General features: G+C 51.8%; 17 protein-coding genes and 1 other annotated feature. Of the genes, 10 read left to right on the top strand and 7 right to left on the bottom strand.

Features of this window, described 5'->3' with window-relative positions; all coding sequences use genetic code 11:
• Window positions 1–66: 66 nt before the first annotated feature.
• Window positions 67–1,233 carry a serine-type D-Ala-D-Ala carboxypeptidase DacD gene (dacD, locus tag ACU8XX_RS09015; protein WP_000830156.1) on the bottom strand — a complete coding sequence of 389 codons (1,167 nt, stop codon included), beginning with the start codon at window positions 1,231–1,233 and terminating at the stop codon, window positions 67–69.
• Window positions 1,234–1,441: 208 nt separating this feature from the next.
• Here dacD and sbcB point away from each other — a divergent pair, with 208 nt between their 5' ends.
• Window positions 1,442–2,869: an exodeoxyribonuclease I gene (sbcB, locus tag ACU8XX_RS09010; RefSeq protein WP_077527041.1), complete on the top strand. Its 1,428-nt coding sequence runs from the start codon at window positions 1,442–1,444 to the stop codon at window positions 2,867–2,869.
• A gap of 42 nt (window positions 2,870–2,911) precedes the next feature.
• On the opposite strand, the gene tsuB is transcribed toward sbcB, so the two are convergent.
• The 6 genes from tsuB to ACU8XX_RS08980 all read right to left on the bottom strand — a co-directional run bounded on the left by tsuB (window position 2,912) and on the right by ACU8XX_RS08980 (window position 7,814).
• Entirely contained in the window at window positions 2,912–3,139 is a 228-nt protein-coding gene (tsuB, locus tag ACU8XX_RS09005; protein WP_000234896.1) for a thiosulfate utilization sulfurtransferase TsuB/YeeD, read from the bottom strand.
• Between the two features lie 13 nt (window positions 3,140–3,152).
• Window positions 3,153–4,211 carry a thiosulfate utilization transporter TsuA/YeeE gene (gene tsuA, locus ACU8XX_RS09000; RefSeq protein WP_000492339.1) on the bottom strand — a complete coding sequence of 353 codons (1,059 nt, stop codon included), beginning with the start codon at window positions 4,209–4,211 and terminating at the stop codon, window positions 3,153–3,155.
• Between the two features lie 178 nt (window positions 4,212–4,389).
• Complete coding sequence (gene plaP / locus ACU8XX_RS08995) at window positions 4,390–5,748, bottom strand: putrescine/proton symporter PlaP (RefSeq protein ID WP_000019197.1); 1,359 nt, start codon at window positions 5,746–5,748, stop codon at window positions 4,390–4,392.
• Window positions 5,738–5,800 carry a membrane protein YoeI gene (gene yoeI / locus ACU8XX_RS08990; protein ID WP_010723108.1) on the bottom strand — a complete coding sequence of 21 codons (63 nt, stop codon included), beginning with the start codon at window positions 5,798–5,800 and terminating at the stop codon, window positions 5,738–5,740. Before yoeI ends, plaP begins: the two co-directional genes overlap by 11 nt.
• 214 nt (window positions 5,801–6,014) lie before the next feature.
• Window positions 6,015–6,944 (bottom strand): LysR substrate-binding domain-containing protein, encoded by a 930-nt coding sequence (locus ACU8XX_RS08985; RefSeq protein ID WP_032170025.1) that lies wholly within the window; start codon window positions 6,942–6,944, stop codon window positions 6,015–6,017.
• A 45-nt stretch (window positions 6,945–6,989) separates the two neighbouring features.
• Entirely contained in the window at window positions 6,990–7,814 is an 825-nt protein-coding gene (locus tag ACU8XX_RS08980) for an SDR family oxidoreductase (RefSeq protein WP_032170027.1), read from the bottom strand.
• Window positions 7,815–8,239: 425 nt separating this feature from the next.
• Between ACU8XX_RS08980 and hisL the strand changes: the two genes are divergently transcribed.
• From hisL to hisIE, 9 genes are all read left to right on the top strand, one after another.
• Complete coding sequence (gene hisL, locus ACU8XX_RS08975) at window positions 8,240–8,290, top strand: his operon leader peptide (protein ID WP_001364200.1); 51 nt, start codon at window positions 8,240–8,242, stop codon at window positions 8,288–8,290.
• Window positions 8,266–8,389, top strand: a sequence feature (His leader region). (Overlaps the previous gene by 25 nt.)
• 46 nt (window positions 8,390–8,435) lie before the next feature.
• Window positions 8,436–9,335 carry an ATP phosphoribosyltransferase gene (gene hisG, locus ACU8XX_RS08970; RefSeq protein WP_000131782.1) on the top strand — a complete coding sequence of 300 codons (900 nt, stop codon included), beginning with the start codon at window positions 8,436–8,438 and terminating at the stop codon, window positions 9,333–9,335.
• A 5-nt stretch (window positions 9,336–9,340) separates the two neighbouring features.
• Window positions 9,341–10,645, top strand: coding sequence for a histidinol dehydrogenase (hisD, locus tag ACU8XX_RS08965; RefSeq protein ID WP_032170028.1), 1,305 nt, complete (start codon window positions 9,341–9,343; stop codon window positions 10,643–10,645).
• Window positions 10,642–11,712: a histidinol-phosphate transaminase gene (gene hisC, locus ACU8XX_RS08960; protein ID WP_000108940.1), complete on the top strand. Its 1,071-nt coding sequence runs from the start codon at window positions 10,642–10,644 to the stop codon at window positions 11,710–11,712. The genes hisD and hisC overlap by 4 nt, the downstream gene beginning before the upstream one ends.
• Window positions 11,712–12,779: a bifunctional histidinol-phosphatase/imidazoleglycerol-phosphate dehydratase HisB gene (hisB, locus tag ACU8XX_RS08955; protein ID WP_000080085.1), complete on the top strand. Its 1,068-nt coding sequence runs from the start codon at window positions 11,712–11,714 to the stop codon at window positions 12,777–12,779. The genes hisC and hisB overlap by 1 nt, the downstream gene beginning before the upstream one ends.
• Entirely contained in the window at window positions 12,779–13,369 is a 591-nt protein-coding gene (hisH, locus tag ACU8XX_RS08950; protein ID WP_001103560.1) for an imidazole glycerol phosphate synthase subunit HisH, read from the top strand. Before hisB ends, hisH begins: the two co-directional genes overlap by 1 nt.
• Window positions 13,369–14,106 carry a 1-(5-phosphoribosyl)-5-[(5-phosphoribosylamino)methylideneamino]imidazole-4-carboxamide isomerase gene (gene hisA / locus ACU8XX_RS08945; protein ID WP_001610382.1) on the top strand — a complete coding sequence of 246 codons (738 nt, stop codon included), beginning with the start codon at window positions 13,369–13,371 and terminating at the stop codon, window positions 14,104–14,106. The genes hisH and hisA overlap by 1 nt, the downstream gene beginning before the upstream one ends.
• Entirely contained in the window at window positions 14,088–14,864 is a 777-nt protein-coding gene (gene hisF / locus ACU8XX_RS08940) for an imidazole glycerol phosphate synthase subunit HisF (protein ID WP_000880192.1), read from the top strand. The genes hisA and hisF overlap by 19 nt, the downstream gene beginning before the upstream one ends.
• Entirely contained in the window at window positions 14,858–15,469 is a 612-nt protein-coding gene (gene hisIE, locus ACU8XX_RS08935; protein WP_000954919.1) for a bifunctional phosphoribosyl-AMP cyclohydrolase/phosphoribosyl-ATP diphosphatase HisIE, read from the top strand. Before hisF ends, hisIE begins: the two co-directional genes overlap by 7 nt.
• Window positions 15,470–15,533 lie beyond the last annotated feature (64 nt).

Here is a 15,533-nt window from a genome sequence, read left to right as displayed (position 1 = left end):
CACAAGGAATGAGTGTTGATTATGCGAGCAGACTCGCACTCCTGCCAGTCTGCTGCAAAAGAAAGGTCAGGCCTTATGGTGGAAATAATCACTCAGGCGAGAAAACATGCTGCCTTCCCCGACAGATTCCAGGGTAACCAGCGGCCAGTGCGCCACCTGTTTATCACGGTCGTAAAGTTCAATTTCCCCTACCCGCTGATGGGCGCTAATTGGCGCGGTGAGTTCTTTACCATCAAGGGTATATTTGGCTTTGATATGTGGAATTTCGGCTTTCGGTAGCACCATCCAGAACTCTTGTTCCGTTCCCAGGTCGATATTTTCTTTATCGCCATACCAGATGCGTTCCGTTCCGACCTTTTTCCCACGGTGCAAAATTTGCACCGTAGTAAAGTTTTGTTGCCCCCAACGCAGTAATTTTCTTGCCTCTTCCTCACGACCTTTTGCACTGTCAGCCCCCATTACCACTGCAATGAGACGACGCTGCCCATCTACAGCCGAAGCAATGAGATTAAACCCGGCACCAGAAGTATGACCCGTTTTCAGGCCGTCAACATTCATGGTTTTATCCCACAACAACCCGTTACGGTTTTGCTGGGTGATACCGTTCCAGGTGAGACTTTTCTCACTGTACATATGATAAAACTCGGGCTCGCCGTGGATGATAGCACGAGAAAGCACAGCTAAATCATAAGCCGAGCTATGCTGGCCAGGTGCATCCAGACCATGCACTGTTTCAAAATGCGTATCCTTGAGATGCAGCTTCTCGGCATAGTTGTTCATCATTTCAACAAACTGCCGTTGCCCACCGGCAATATAGTCAGCCAGAGCAACACAAGCGTCATTTCCGGAATCCACAATTAAACCACGGCTTAAATCACGTACCGATACGCGATCGCCCTCTTTCAAAAACATCAGTGAAGAACCGACAAACACCGGATTATCTTTCGCCCACGCATCGCGCCCCACGGTGACAATATCGTCTGGCGTAATGCGATGACTATCGATAGCGCGATCCACGACATAACCCGTCATCAGCTTTGTCAGGCTGGCGGGATTGCGCTGTTGATGCTCATTACCCGCGGTGAGGATCTGACCGGTGGTGTAATCCATCAATACCCAGGACCCGGCATGAATCTCTGGAGGCTGAGGTGAAAAAGGAATGTTTTCCGCCGCAAAACCAGACGATAAGTTAAAAACGAACAAAGAAGCAGCAATAATAAGACGGCGTTTCAACAGCAAACCCTCAGGAGTTTCAAATAGCTGTTCTTTTTACGGAAATACTTATGAACTGGCTGGAATAAAGTGCAAGAAAATGTGACTACCCTCTCATTTTTATCTGACATGATCTGTTGCCACTCGCTGCCAAATTGTGGCGCTAAAGCTGATTAGCACGGTGATATTTGATACTCTGGCAGACAGCAGAAATAACGGATTTAACCTAATGATGAATGACGGTAAGCAACAATCTACCTTTTTGTTTCACGATTACGAAACCTTTGGCACGCACCCCGCGTTAGATCGCCCTGCACAGTTCGCAGCCATTCGCACCGATAGCGAATTCAATGTCATCGGCGAACCCGAAGTCTTTTACTGCAAGCCCGCTGATGACTATTTACCCCAGCCAGGAGCCGTATTAATTACCGGTATTACCCCGCAGGAAGCACGGGCGAAAGGAGAAAACGAAGCCGCGTTTGCCGCCCGTATTCACTCGCTTTTTACCGTACCGAAGACCTGTATTCTGGGCTACAACAATGTGCGTTTCGACGACGAAGTCACACGCAACGTTTTTTATCGTAATTTCTACGATCCTTACGCCTGGAGCTGGCAGCATGATAACTCGCGCTGGGATTTACTGGATGTTATGCGTGCCTGTTATGCCCTGCGCCCGGAAGGAATAAACTGGCCTGAAAATGATGACGGTCTACCGAGCTTTCGCCTTGAGCATTTAACCAAAGCGAATGGAATTGAACATAGCAACGCCCACGATGCGATGGCTGATGTGTACGCCACTATTGCGATGGCGAAACTGGTAAAAACGCGTCAGCCACGTCTGTTTGAATATCTCTTTACCCATCGTAATAAACACAAACTGATGGCGTTGATTGATGTTCCGCAGATGAAACCCCTGGTTCACGTTTCCGGAATGTTTGGGGCATGGCGCGGCAATACCAGCTGGGTGGCACCGCTGGCGTGGCATCCTGAAAATCGCAATGCCGTAATTATGGTGGATTTGGCAGGAGACATTTCGCCATTACTGGAACTGGATAGCGACACATTGCGCGAGCGTTTATATACCGCAAAAACCGATCTTGGCGATAACGCCGCCGTTCCGGTTAAGCTGGTGCATATCAATAAATGTCCGGTGCTGGCCCAGGCGAATACGCTACGCCCGGAAGATGCCGACCGACTGGGAATTAATCGTCAGCATTGCCTCGATAACCTGAAAATTCTGCGTGAAAATCCGCAAGTGCGCGAAAAAGTGGTGGCGATATTCGCGGAAGCCGAACCGTTTACGCCTTCAGATAACGTGGATGCACAGCTTTATAACGGCTTTTTCAGTGACGCAGATCGTGCAGCAATGAAAATTGTGCTGGAAACCGAGCCGCGTAATTTACCGGCACTGGATATCACTTTTGTTGATAAACGGATTGAAAAGCTGTTGTTCAATTATCGGGCACGCAACTTCCCGGGGACGCTGGATTATGCCGAGCAGCAACGCTGGCTGGAGCACCGTCGCCAGGTCTTCACGCCAGAGTTTTTGCAGGGTTATGCTGATGAATTGCAGATGCTGGTACAACAATATGCCGATGACAAAGAGAAAGTGGCGCTGTTAAAAGCACTTTGGCAGTACGCGGAAGAGATTGTCTAATTTGAAGCCTCCGCCGCTGGTACGGCGGAGGACAATGTTGAGTCAGGCTTTTTGAACGGTGATGCTCCACGCTGCATCGCCAATCTGCTGATAATCGGTGATGGCATGTCCTTCTTCCGCCGCCCACTGTGGGATTGCTTCAGTTGCCTGGGTGCAATCAAACTCAATCACTAACTCATCGCCGCTGACCATTTCTGCCAGAGCTGCTTTTGCTTCTATGAGTGGAAACGGACAGACCTGCGTCACCACATCCAGCTTTTTAATCACCATCTTTACACCTTACTTAATTTGCCGCAGCAGTTGCCAGTCGCGCCTTACGCTGCGGTCGAACATACACAAGCCAGGACGCAGTCCAGACTCCGAGAATCATAAATACAAGGCCAATCCAGCCCTGCCAGGTCATCATTGCAGTCATAACCAGTCCATTACCGATAGAGCAACCACCTGCAATACTGGCACCGAAGCCCATCAGTACACCACCTAACCCGCTACGTAATGTTGTTTGTGCATCAGCTGCGCGAACGCGGAACTCACGGCTCGCTTTGGCTGCAATAAATGACCCCACGAAGATCCCTAACACCAGGAAAACGCCCCAGTTAATGTATTTCATGTCACCCGCGACCAGAAATTGCAGAATATTGGCCGTTGGGGAAGTGATTCCTAACCCAAACATGCGTCCGGTTGCTTCACTCAGGGGCCAGGCTAAAAGCGCAATCAAACCGATGAGTACAGCAGTGACAAAGGGATGCCAGCGTTTTTCAAACAGAATATGAGCGATCCCGGTTCGGCGCGGCGGTAAGGTCGCGACTTTGAGTTTTGGCTTCTTCAACTCTTTCATCACCACCCAGAGCGTTATCACCAGCAAAACGGCAACCAACGGCCACACAGACAAATTAAAAGTCTCAGCAATAGAGTTATGTTCAGTACTGTAGTGCTGCAAGGTTTGATTTAAACCACTGGCATGTGGAGAACGCATCACCGCACTCATCACCATATAAGTGAAAAGCGCGATCCAACTGCCGATCAATCCCTCACCCGCGCGATACCAGGTCCCGGTGGCACATCCACCCGCCAGAACAATTCCCAGCCCGAAGATATACCCACCTATAACAGTACCAAGCCACGGGAACGCCCCGGCTTCGTAAGTCAGTAGGCCCGCCTGAATTAACGCAAAAACCCCCACGCTTTGTACCGAAATTGCAATCAGCAAGGCGTAAAACATGCGATTATTTTTCACGATATACATATCGCGAAAACCACCTGTCAGGCAAAAACGCCCACGCTGCATGACAAATCCCAGCAGAGCACCACAAATTAGCCCGCTTAATATCATTGAAAACATAAATTAATTAACCAGATGAATGTTAATGAGGAAATTATTCATGACTGGTGGAATGCAGACCAATAACCAAATTCTCTAAATTAGAACAAATGGTTATTAATGAGGAGTTCGATACAAAAGAATAAAAAAACCGGAGCCAAATGTTCATTCGACTCCGGTTTATTATTAGAAAAGATGATTATGCTACGTCTTCGTACTGCGGAACCGGATTACGGAAGCTCTTGGTGACGCAAGCCAGGTAAATCAGACCGATAGCAGCCCAGATCAGACCCAGAACCATTGAGCTTTCTTCCAGGTTAACCCACAGCGCACCAACGGTCAGCGCACCACACATCGGCAGGAACAGATACTGGAAGTGATCTTTCAGCGTCTTGTTACGCTTCTCACGGATCCAGAACTGCGAGATGACCGACAGGTTAACGAAAGTGAACGCCACCAGCGCACCAAAGTTAATCAGCGCCGTTGCCATTACCAGGTCGAAGTTGATTGCCAGCAGGGCAATCGCGCCAACCAGGATGATGTTCATCGCCGGAGTACGCCATTTCGGGTGTACATAACCGAAGAAGCTTTTCGGGAATACGCCGTCACGACCCATTACGTACATCAGACGCGCTACGCCTGCATGCGCCGCCATACCGGACGCCAGTACGGTAATGGTGGAGAAGATCAGCGCGCCAACCTGGAACGCTTTACCCGCAACGTACAGCATGATTTCAGGCTGTGACGCATCCGGATCTTTAAAGCGAGAGATATCCGGGAAGTACAGCTGCAGGAAGTAAGTTGCAAAGATGAAGATCATGCCGCCGATCAGCGCGGTCAGGAAAATCGCACGCGGGATCACGCGCTCTGCATCTTTGGTTTCTTCCGACAGGTTGCTGATGCCGTCAAAGCCGGTAAAGGAGAAGCACAGGATTGTCGCCCCGGTAATCATCGGGATAACATGCGCATCGCCAGACCAGAATGGACGAGTGCTCGCCAGCGTACCAGCGCCTTCACCTTCAAATACGCCATAAACAACCATGCCCAGAATCACCGCGATCAGCACTACCTGCAACACGACGATTACAGTGTTGAAGTTCGCTACGGATTTCAGACTACGCAGGTTAAAGGCGGTCATAAAGGCCACCAGCGCCACCACAAACATCCACGATGGGATGGAAGGCACCAGAGCTTCAAAATAGATTTTCGCCAGTAGAATGTTGATCATCGGCGCGAACAGATAGTCGAGCAGAGAAGACCAACCCACCATAAAGCCGACAGTCGGGCTAATGGATTTCTGGGCGTAAGTGTATGCAGAGCCAGCAGAAGGATAGCGGCGAACCAGCTTCCCGTAGCTCAGAGCCGTAAACAGGATCGCAATCAATGCGAACGCATAGGCTGTCGGCACATGACCATCCGTGAGGCCTGAAACGATACCAAAAGTATCAAACAGCGTCATCGGCTGCATATAGGCAAGACCCATCATTACAACCGGAACTAACGTAAGCGTTTTACGCAATTCCACGCGAGAGGTGTTTGGAGTAACGTTATGCGACATGGTCATTCTCCTTTACGGTGATAACCGTCGCGTAAGCAAAAAATTGCCCCATTTTTTTGGATTCCTCAGCGACAACAACTGTCGATTTTTAGTAAATATCTATCCGGTACGAAGCCCGGCCTCTTGGTATGAATGATTGGTTTGAAGCAAAAAATAACCGACGCTGATGAAACGTCGGTTTTTAGTCATTTTTTGACAGCGGCGCATTGTGCCTAAATGGGGGGGAAATGACAAGAGAATGAGAGGCTTGTCAGAATAATTTTTCTTTAAATGGCTGATTTTCCGTCATCAGATTTTGCATAAACACCGGCGATCGCACTATTTGCTAAAATTTCATCCCGCCACCAGCCACTGGCAAGTCCTGCGGTCTGTTCGTTCCAGCCAATCCAGACGGGTTCAAAGAGAGTTTGGGCGACCACTTTCTTCTCGATTAACGCGCCACTATCGAGAAAACGTTGCGCCAGATAACGGGGTAAATAGCCGCAGCCGAGGCCGCTAATTTGCAGCTCCAGTTTGGTTTTAAAATCGAAAACGGTAATGGCTTCTTGTTCGTCGAGAAGTTGTGATGCCGTAGAAGCGCCTGCCTGCGCAGTATCCCCCACCACAATCGCCCGATATCGCTTAATAATACGACGATTTAACGGCTCTTCTTCCAGGGCTAACGGATGATGAGGCGCGACCGCAAAGACTTGTTCCAGATCGCCCAACCGTGAAAAACCAAACTCACTGGAAGATGGTGGCTCATGCATCGCGCCAACAATAATATCCGCTCGCCCCTGAGTCAGGGCATCCCATGAACCACCGAGTACGCCATTGATAAACTTCAGGCGCGTCACGCTATGATGTTGATAAAAAGCTTCAATGAGTGGCGCAAGCAGAGAAAAAGGAAACGTGTCGTCCACGCCAATCACCAGCTCGTTTTCCCAGCCTTCATGCAGTTTGATCGCCTGCTTTTCCAGTTCTCGCACGGTATGCAGAACTTCCCGCCCTTTCTCTAATAACATTTTTCCGGTGCGGGTGAATTTAGCGCTGTGTCCGCTACGATCAAGCAATTGAATATTAAGGTCGCTTTCCAGCTTGTGAACGGTGTAACTCAGAGCGGACGGCGTCTTGTAGAGTTTGGCCGACGCCGCCGCAAAACTGCCTTCTTTTTCTAAGGCATCGAGGATCATCAACACATCCAGCAGTGGTTTCATACACGCCCCCTTGCAGTGCATGCGGCGTCCTGCTGGCGTGATCGTTTACTCCAGCGGCATTACCAGCGGATCGGGATACTGGTATTCAAATCCCAGTTCATTACAAATCCGACTGCCATCAATAATCTTACCTTTGCCGCTGTCCAGACTATTTCTGAACTGCGGAGGTTCCAGCCCCAGTAAACGGGCCATCTGCGGATAGAAAACATTACGCGCAGGGTGAGCTGGCGCACATATATTATAGATGTGTCCGCCTTTAGGTGCCTGTAACAACAGAGTGATAGCGCCAATAACATCTTCTAAATGGACTAAATTAACACCATGTTCACCATCAGGCGCGGTTTTTCCGGCAAAGAAGCGTCCGGGATGACGTCCCGGTCCGACCAGGCCCGCAAGACGCAGAATATCGACCGAAGTACCGGGTAAATTGTGCAGCCAGTCTTCGAGTTCTTCTAATACTCGTCCACTGTTGGTTACCGGATTACGCGGGGTAGTTTCTTTCACCATGCCTTGCGCATCGCCATAGACAGATGTTGAGCTGGTAAAAATAATTCGGGGAATACGATGGGCCAGCGCGCTATCCACTAACTCTTGTACCGCTTGTAAATAGAACTCATCGCCGGGGCCGCTACGACGTGCCGGAAGCGTAATGACCAGCGCATCGGCATCCATCAGGGCATCCAGATCGTCAGAATCGCAAACTAACTCAGGCTCCATGCGAAGCAGATAGCTGTCAATGCCACTCATTCGGGCCGCTTCGACACCATCTTGTGTGGTTTTACTCCCGGTGACTTGCCAGCCTCGCGCTGAAAGTGACATCGCCAGCGGCATGCCTAACCACCCTAACCCGACAATTGCGACCTTTTTCATCCGTTATCTCCTGATACACCTTAGATCTATAAGGCTACGCTAGCGTATCAAAACTGACAATTCATTCTATGAATGAAATCGAAACTGTTAGCAAATATACCATTGCCTGATGCGCTCCGCTTATCAGTCCTACAAAACATCAATATATTGAATTTAGGCAACATTTGTAGACCTGATAAGGCATTCACGCCGCATCCGGCAGGAACAAAGCCCACTTTAGTTACAGAACACAATGTTCTTGAGGGTTTTAAAGACATATTTTCACGATTACTTTTCTAACGTAGTCACTCCAGGCCCCCACCTTTCCCCGCTCATTCATTAAACAAATCCATCGCCATAAAATATATAAAAAAGCCCTTGCTTTCTAACGTGAAAGTGGTTTAGGTTAAAAGACATCAGTTGAATAAACATTCACAGAGACTTTTATGACACGCGTTCAATTTAAACATCACCATCATCACCATCATCCTGACTAGTCTTTCAGGCGATGTGTGCTGGAAGACATTCAGATCTTCCAGTGGTGCATGAACGCATGAGAAAGCCCCCGGAAGATCACCTTCCGGGGGCTTTTTTATTGCGCGGTTGATAACGATTCAGACAGGTTTAAAGAGGAATAACAAAATGACAGACAACACTCGTTTACGCATAGCTATGCAGAAATCCGGCCGTTTAAGTGATGACTCACGCGAATTGCTGGCGCGCTGTGGCATTAAAATCAATCTTCACACCCAGCGCCTGATCGCGATGGCAGAAAACATGCCGATTGATATTCTGCGCGTGCGTGACGACGACATTCCCGGTCTGGTAATGGATGGCGTGGTAGACCTTGGGATTATCGGCGAAAACGTGCTGGAAGAAGAGCTGCTTAACCGCCGCGCCCAGGGTGAAGATCCGCGCTACTTTACCCTGCGTCGTCTGGATTTCGGCGGCTGCCGACTTTCACTGGCAACGCCGGTTGATGAAGCCTGGGACGGCCCGCTCTCCTTAAATGGTAAACGTATCGCCACCTCTTATCCTCACCTGCTCAAGCGTTATCTCGACCAGAAAGGCATCTCTTTTAAATCCTGCTTACTGAACGGTTCTGTTGAAGTCGCCCCGCGCGCCGGACTGGCGGATGCGATTTGCGATCTGGTTTCCACCGGTGCCACGCTGGAAGCTAACGGCCTGCGCGAAGTCGAAGTTATCTATCGCTCGAAAGCCTGCCTGATACAACGCGATGGCGAAATGGAAGAATCCAAACAGCAACTGATCGACAAACTGCTGACCCGTATTCAGGGTGTGATCCAGGCGCGCGAATCAAAATACATCATGATGCACGCACCGACCGAACGTCTGGATGAAGTCATCGCCCTGCTGCCAGGTGCCGAACGCCCAACCATTCTGCCGCTGGCGGGTGACCAACAACGCGTAGCGATGCACATGGTCAGCAGTGAAACCCTGTTCTGGGAAACGATGGAAAAACTGAAAGCGCTGGGAGCCAGTTCAATCCTGGTCCTGCCGATTGAGAAGATGATGGAGTGATCGCCATGAGCTTTAACACAATCATTGACTGGAATAGCTGTACTGCAAAGCAACAACGCCAGCTGTTAATGCGCCCGGCGATCTCCGCTTCTGAAAGCATTACCCGCACCGTTAACGATATTCTCGATAACGTGAAAGCACGCGGCGATGACGCCCTGCGGGAATACAGCGCGAAGTTTGATAAAACCACGGTTACCGCGCTGAAGGTGTCTGCTGAGGAGATCGCCGCCGCCAGCGAACGCCTTAGCGACGAGCTAAAACAGGCGATGGCGGTGGCAGTAAAAAATATTGAAACCTTCCACACTGCGCAAAAACTACCGCCGGTAGATGTAGAAACGCAGCCAGGCGTACGTTGCAAGCAAGTCACGCGCCCGGTAGCTTCAGTTGGTTTGTATATTCCTGGCGGCTCCGCCCCGCTCTTCTCAACGGTATTAATGTTGGCAACTCCGGCGCGTATTGCGGGCTGTAAAAAAGTGGTGCTGTGCTCACCGCCGCCGATTGCCGATGAGATCCTTTATGCGGCGCAGCTGTGCGGTGTACAGGACGTGTTTAACGTCGGCGGCGCACAGGCCATTGCCGCACTGGCGTTTGGTACTGAATCTGTGCCAAAAGTGGACAAAATCTTCGGGCCAGGCAACGCCTTTGTCACCGAGGCAAAACGCCAGGTAAGCCAGCGTCTGGACGGTGCGGCGATCGATATGCCCGCAGGCCCGTCGGAAGTGCTGGTGATTGCCGACAGCGGCGCTACGCCAGATTTCGTGGCTTCTGATTTGCTTTCTCAGGCAGAACACGGCCCGGACTCTCAGGTGATTTTACTGACGCCCGATGCTGATATGGCGCGTCGCGTTGCCGAAGCTGTCGAACGCCAGCTGGCAGAACTGCCGCGTGCCGAAACCGCACGTCAGGCACTGAGCGCCAGCCGCCTGATCGTGACTAAAGATTTAGCGCAGTGCGTAGAGATTTCCAACCAGTACGGCCCGGAGCACCTGATCATTCAGACCCGCAACGCCCGCGAACTGGTCGATGGCATCACCAGCGCCGGTTCGGTATTTCTTGGTGACTGGTCACCGGAATCGGCAGGCGACTATGCCTCTGGCACTAACCATGTTCTACCGACTTACGGTTACACCGCCACCTGTTCCAGCCTCGGGCTGGCAGATTTCCAGAAGCGCATGACCGTGCAGGAACTCTCGAAAGAAGGCTTTTCCGCGCTGGCTTCGACCATTGAAACACTGGCCTCCGCCGAGCGCCTGACCGCCCATAAAAATGCCGTTACTTTGCGTGTTAACGCCCTTAAGGAGCAAGCATGAGCACCGTGACTATTACCGATTTAGCGCGTGAAAACGTCCGCAACCTGACGCCGTATCAGTCAGCGCGTCGTCTGGGCGGTAACGGCGATGTCTGGCTGAACGCCAACGAATACCCCACTGCCGTGGAGTTTCAGCTTACTCAGCAAACGCTCAACCGCTACCCGGAATGCCAGCCGAAAGCGGTGATTGAAAATTACGCGCAATATGCAGGCGTAAAACCGGAGCAGGTGCTGGTCAGCCGTGGCGCGGACGAAGGTATTGAACTGCTGATTCGCGCTTTTTGCGAACCGGGTAAAGACGCCATCCTCTACTGCCCGCCAACGTACGGCATGTACAGCGTCAGCGCCGAAACGATTGGCGTCGAGTGCCGCACAGTGCCGACGCTGGACAACTGGCAACTGGACTTACAGGGCATTTCCGACAAGCTGGACGGCGTAAAAGTGGTCTATGTTTGCAGCCCCAACAACCCGACCGGGCAACTGATCAACCCGCAGGATTTTCGCACCCTGCTGGAGTTAACGCGCGGTAAGGCGATTGTGGTTGCCGATGAAGCCTATATAGAGTTTTGTCCACAGGCATCGCTGGCTGGCTGGCTGGCGGAATATCCGCACCTGGCTATTTTGCGCACACTGTCGAAAGCTTTTGCTCTGGCGGGGCTTCGTTGCGGATTTACGCTGGCAAACGAAGAGGTCATCAACCTGTTAATGAAAGTGATCGCCCCCTACCCGCTCTCGACGCCGGTTGCCGACATTGCGGCCCAGGCGTTAAGCCCGCAGGGGATCGTCGCCATGCGTGAGCGGGTGGCGCAAATTATTGCAGAACGCGAATATCTGATTGCCGCATTGAAAGAGATCCCCTGCGTGGAGCAGGTTTTTGACTCTGAAACCAACTACATTCTGGCGCGCTTTAAAGCCTCCAGTGCAGTGTTTAAATCTTTGTGGGATCAGGGCATTATCTTACGTGATCAGAATAAACAACTCTCTTTAAGCGGCTGCCTGCGAATTACCGTCGGAACCCGTGAAGAAAGCCAGCGCGTCATTGACGCCTTACGTGCGGAGCAAGTTTGATGAGTCAGAAGTATCTTTTTATCGATCGCGATGGAACCCTGATTAGCGAACCGCCGAGTGATTTTCAGGTGGACCGTTTTGACAAACTCGCCTTTGAACCGGGCGTGATCCCGGAACTGCTGAAGCTGCAAAAAGCGGGCTACAAGCTGGTGATGATCACTAATCAGGATGGTCTGGGAACACAAAGTTTCCCGCAGGCGGATTTCGATGGCCCGCACAACCTGATGATGCAGATCTTCACCTCACAGGGCGTGCAGTTTGATGAAGTGCTGATTTGCCCTCACCTGCCCGCCGATGAGTGCGACTGCCGTAAGCCGAAAGTAAAACTGGTGGAGCGTTATCTGGCTGAGCAAGCGATGGACCGTGCCAACAGTTATGTGATTGGCGATCGCGCGACCGACATTCAACTGGCGGAAAACATGGGCATTAATGGTTTACGCTACGACCGCGAAATCCTGAACTGGCCGATGATTGGCGAGCAACTCACTAAACGAGACCGTTACGCCCATGTAGTGCGCAACACCAAAGAGACGCAAATTGACGTCCAGGTGTGGCTGGATCGCGAAGGTGGCAGCAAGATTAACACCGGTGTTGGCTTCTTTGATCACATGCTGGATCAGATCGCCACCCACGGCGGTTTCCGCATGGAAATCAACGTCAAAGGCGACCTCTATATCGACGATCACCACACCGTCGAAGATACCGGCCTGGCGCTGGGCGAAGCGCTAAAAATCGCCCTCGGAGACAAACGCGGTATTTGCCGCTTTGGTTTTGTGCTACCGATGGACGAATGCCTTGCCCGCTGCGCGCTGGATATCTCTGGTCGCCCGCACCTGGAATATAAAGCCGAGTTTACCTACCAGCGCGTGGGCGATCTCAGCACCGAAATGATCGAGCACTTCTTCCGTTCGCTCTCATACACCATGGGCGTGACGCTACACCTGAAAACCAAAGGTAAAAACGATCATCACCGTGTAGAGAGTCTGTTCAAAGCCTTTGGTCGCACCCTGCGCCAGGCCATCCGCGTGGAAGGCGACACCCTGCCCTCGTCGAAAGGAGTGCTGTAATGAACGTGGTGATCCTTGATACTGGCTGCGCCAATCTGAACTCGGTGAAGTCTGCCATTGCGCGCCACGGTTATGAACCCAAAGTCAGCCGTGACCCGGACGTCGTGTTGCTGGCCGATAAACTATTTTTACCCGGCGTTGGCACCGCACAAGCAGCGATGGATCAGGTGCGTGAGCGCGAGCTGTTTGATCTCATCAAAGCCTGTACCCAACCGGTGCTGGGCATCTGCTTAGGGATGCAACTGCTGGGGCGGCGCAGCGAAGAGAGCAACGGCGTCGACTTGCTGGGCATCATCGACGAAGACGTGCCGAAAATGACCGACTTTGGTCTGCCACTGCCACATATGGGCTGGAACCGCGTTTACCCGCAGGCAGGCAACCGCCTGTTTCAGGGGATTGAAGACGGCGCGTACTTTTACTTTGTTCACAGCTACGCAATGCCAGTCAATCCGTGGACCATCGCCCAGTGTAATTACGGCGAACCGTTCACCGCGGCAGTACAAAAAGATAACTTCTACGGCGTGCAGTTCCACCCGGAGCGTTCTGGTGCCGCTGGCGCTAAGTTGCTGAAAAACTTCCTGGAGATGTGATGATTATTCCGGCATTAGATTTAATTGACGGCACTGTGGTGCGTCTCCATCAGGGCGATTACGGCAAACAACGCGATTACGGTAACGACCCGCTGCCACGCTTACAGGATTACGCTGCGCAAGGTGCCGAAGTGTTGCATCTGGTGGATCTGACCGGGGCAAAAGATCCGGCAAAACGTCAAATCCCGCTGATTAAAACCCTGGTCGCGGGCGTTAACGTTCCGGTGCAGGTTGGCGGTGGCGTGCGTAGCGAAGAAGATGTGGCGGTGTTACTTGAAGCAGGCGTTGCGCGCGTGGTGGTCGGCTCCACCGCGGTAAAATCACCAGAAATTGTGAAAGGCTGGTTTGAACGCTTCGGTGCCGATGCCTTAGTGCTGGCGCTGGATGTCCGTATTGACGAGCAAGGCAACAAGCAGGTGGCGGTCAGCGGCTGGCAAGAGAACTCGGGCGTTTCACTGGAACAACTGGTGGAAACCTATCTGCCCGTCGGCCTGAAACATGTGCTGTGTACCGATATCTCGCGCGACGGCACGCTGGCAGGCTCTAACGTCTCTTTATATGAAGAAGTGTGCGCCAGATACCCGCAGGTGGCATTTCAGTCCTCCGGCGGTATTGGCGACATTAACGATGTTGCTGCCCTGCGTGGTACTGGCGTGCGCGGCGTAATAGTTGGTCGTGCATTACTGGAAGGTAAATTCACCGTGAAGGAGGCCATCGCATGCTGGCAAAACGCATAATTCCGTGTCTCGACGTTCGTGATGGTCAGGTGGTGAAAGGCGTACAGTTTCGCAACCATGAAATCATTGGCGATATCGTGCCGCTGGCAAAACGCTACGCTGAAGAAGGTGCAGACGAACTGGTGTTCTACGATATCACCGCTTCCAGCGATGGCCGTGTGGTAGATAAAAGCTGGGTATCTCGCGTAGCAGAAGTGATCGACATCCCGTTCTGCGTGGCGGGTGGGATTAAGTCTCTGGAAGATGCCGCGAAAATTCTTTCCTTTGGCGCGGATAAAATCTCCATTAACTCCCCTGCACTGGCGGACCCGACGTTAATTACTCGCCTGGCGGATCGCTTTGGCGTGCAGTGTATTGTGGTCGGTATTGATACCTGGTACGACGGCGAAACCGGTAAATATCATGTGAATCAATATACCGGCGATGAAAGCCGCACCCGCGTCACTCAGTGGGAAACACTCGACTGGGTAGAGGAAGTGCAAAAACGCGGTGCCGGAGAAATCGTCCTCAACATGATGAATCAGGACGGTGTGCGTAACGGTTACGACCTCGAGCAGCTGAAAAAAGTGCGTGAAGTTTGCCACGTCCCGCTGATTGCCTCCGGTGGCGCGGGCACCATGGAACACTTCCTCGAAGCCTTCCGCGATGCCGACGTTGACGGCGCGCTGGCAGCTTCCGTATTCCACAAACAAATAATCAATATTGGTGAATTAAAAGCGTACCTGGCAACACAGGGCGTGGAGATCAGGATATGTTAACAGAACAACAACGTCGCGAACTGGACTGGGAAAAAACCGACGGACTTATGCCGGTGATTGTGCAACACGCGGTATCCGGTGAAGTGTTAATGCTGGGCTATATGAACCCGCAAGCCCTGGACAAAACCATCGAAAGCGGTAAAGTCACCTTCTTCTCGCGCACTAAACAGCGACTGTGGACCAAAGGCGAAACGTCGGGCAATTTCCTCAACGTAGTAAATATTACGCCGGACTGCGACAACGACACGTTACTGTTGCTGGCGAATCCCATCGGCCCGACCTGCCACAAAGGCACCAGCAGCTGCTTCGGCGACACCGCTCACCAGTGGCTGTTCCTGTATCAACTGGAACAACTGCTCGCCGAACGTAAATCTGCCGACCCGGAAACCTCCTATACCGCCAAACTGTATGCCAGCGGCACCAAGCGCATTGCGCAGAAAGTGGGCGAAGAAGGCGTGGAAACCGCACTGGCAGCGACAGTACATGACCGCTTTGAGCTGACCAACGAGGCATCTGATTTGATGTATCACCTGCTGGTGCTATTGCAGGATCAGGATCTGGACTTAACGACGGTGATTGAGAACCTGCGTAAACGGCATCAGTGAGTTGCGGGGTAAGCGGATGCGATATTGTCGTCGCATCCGGCAAAAAAAACGGGCAAGGTGTCAC

Source organism: Escherichia sp. MAL-1 (assembly GCF_052948035.1).
The sequence above is the reverse complement of the archived record's forward strand: the minus strand, read 5'-3'. Positions and strand labels throughout refer to the sequence as shown.

What these genes read in the sequence shown, in the direction of transcription:
- sbcB (WP_077527041.1), top strand. Translation starts at nt 1,442, where the DNA reads ATGATGAATGACGGTAAGCAACAATCTACCTTTTTGTTTCACGATTAC.
- tsuB (WP_000234896.1), bottom strand. Translation starts at nt 3,139, where the DNA reads ATGGTGATTAAAAAGCTGGATGTGGTGACGCAGGTCTGTCCGTTTCCA.
- tsuA (WP_000492339.1), bottom strand. Translation starts at nt 4,211, where the DNA reads ATGTTTTCAATGATATTAAGCGGGCTAATTTGTGGTGCTCTGCTGGGA.
- plaP (WP_000019197.1), bottom strand. Translation starts at nt 5,748, where the DNA reads ATGTCGCATAACGTTACTCCAAACACCTCTCGCGTGGAATTGCGTAAA.
- ACU8XX_RS08985 (WP_032170025.1), bottom strand. Translation starts at nt 6,944, where the DNA reads ATGAAACCACTGCTGGATGTGTTGATGATCCTCGATGCCTTAGAAAAA.
- ACU8XX_RS08980 (WP_032170027.1), bottom strand. Translation starts at nt 7,814, where the DNA reads ATGAAAAAGGTCGCAATTGTCGGGTTAGGGTGGTTAGGCATGCCGCTG.
- hisG (WP_000131782.1), top strand. Translation starts at nt 8,436, where the DNA reads ATGACAGACAACACTCGTTTACGCATAGCTATGCAGAAATCCGGCCGT.
- hisD (WP_032170028.1), top strand. Translation starts at nt 9,341, where the DNA reads ATGAGCTTTAACACAATCATTGACTGGAATAGCTGTACTGCAAAGCAA.
- hisC (WP_000108940.1), top strand. Translation starts at nt 10,642, where the DNA reads ATGAGCACCGTGACTATTACCGATTTAGCGCGTGAAAACGTCCGCAAC.
- hisB (WP_000080085.1), top strand. Translation starts at nt 11,712, where the DNA reads ATGAGTCAGAAGTATCTTTTTATCGATCGCGATGGAACCCTGATTAGC.
- hisH (WP_001103560.1), top strand. Translation starts at nt 12,779, where the DNA reads ATGAACGTGGTGATCCTTGATACTGGCTGCGCCAATCTGAACTCGGTG.
- hisA (WP_001610382.1), top strand. Translation starts at nt 13,369, where the DNA reads ATGATTATTCCGGCATTAGATTTAATTGACGGCACTGTGGTGCGTCTC.
- hisF (WP_000880192.1), top strand. Translation starts at nt 14,088, where the DNA reads ATGCTGGCAAAACGCATAATTCCGTGTCTCGACGTTCGTGATGGTCAG.
- hisIE (WP_000954919.1), top strand. Translation starts at nt 14,858, where the DNA reads ATGTTAACAGAACAACAACGTCGCGAACTGGACTGGGAAAAAACCGAC.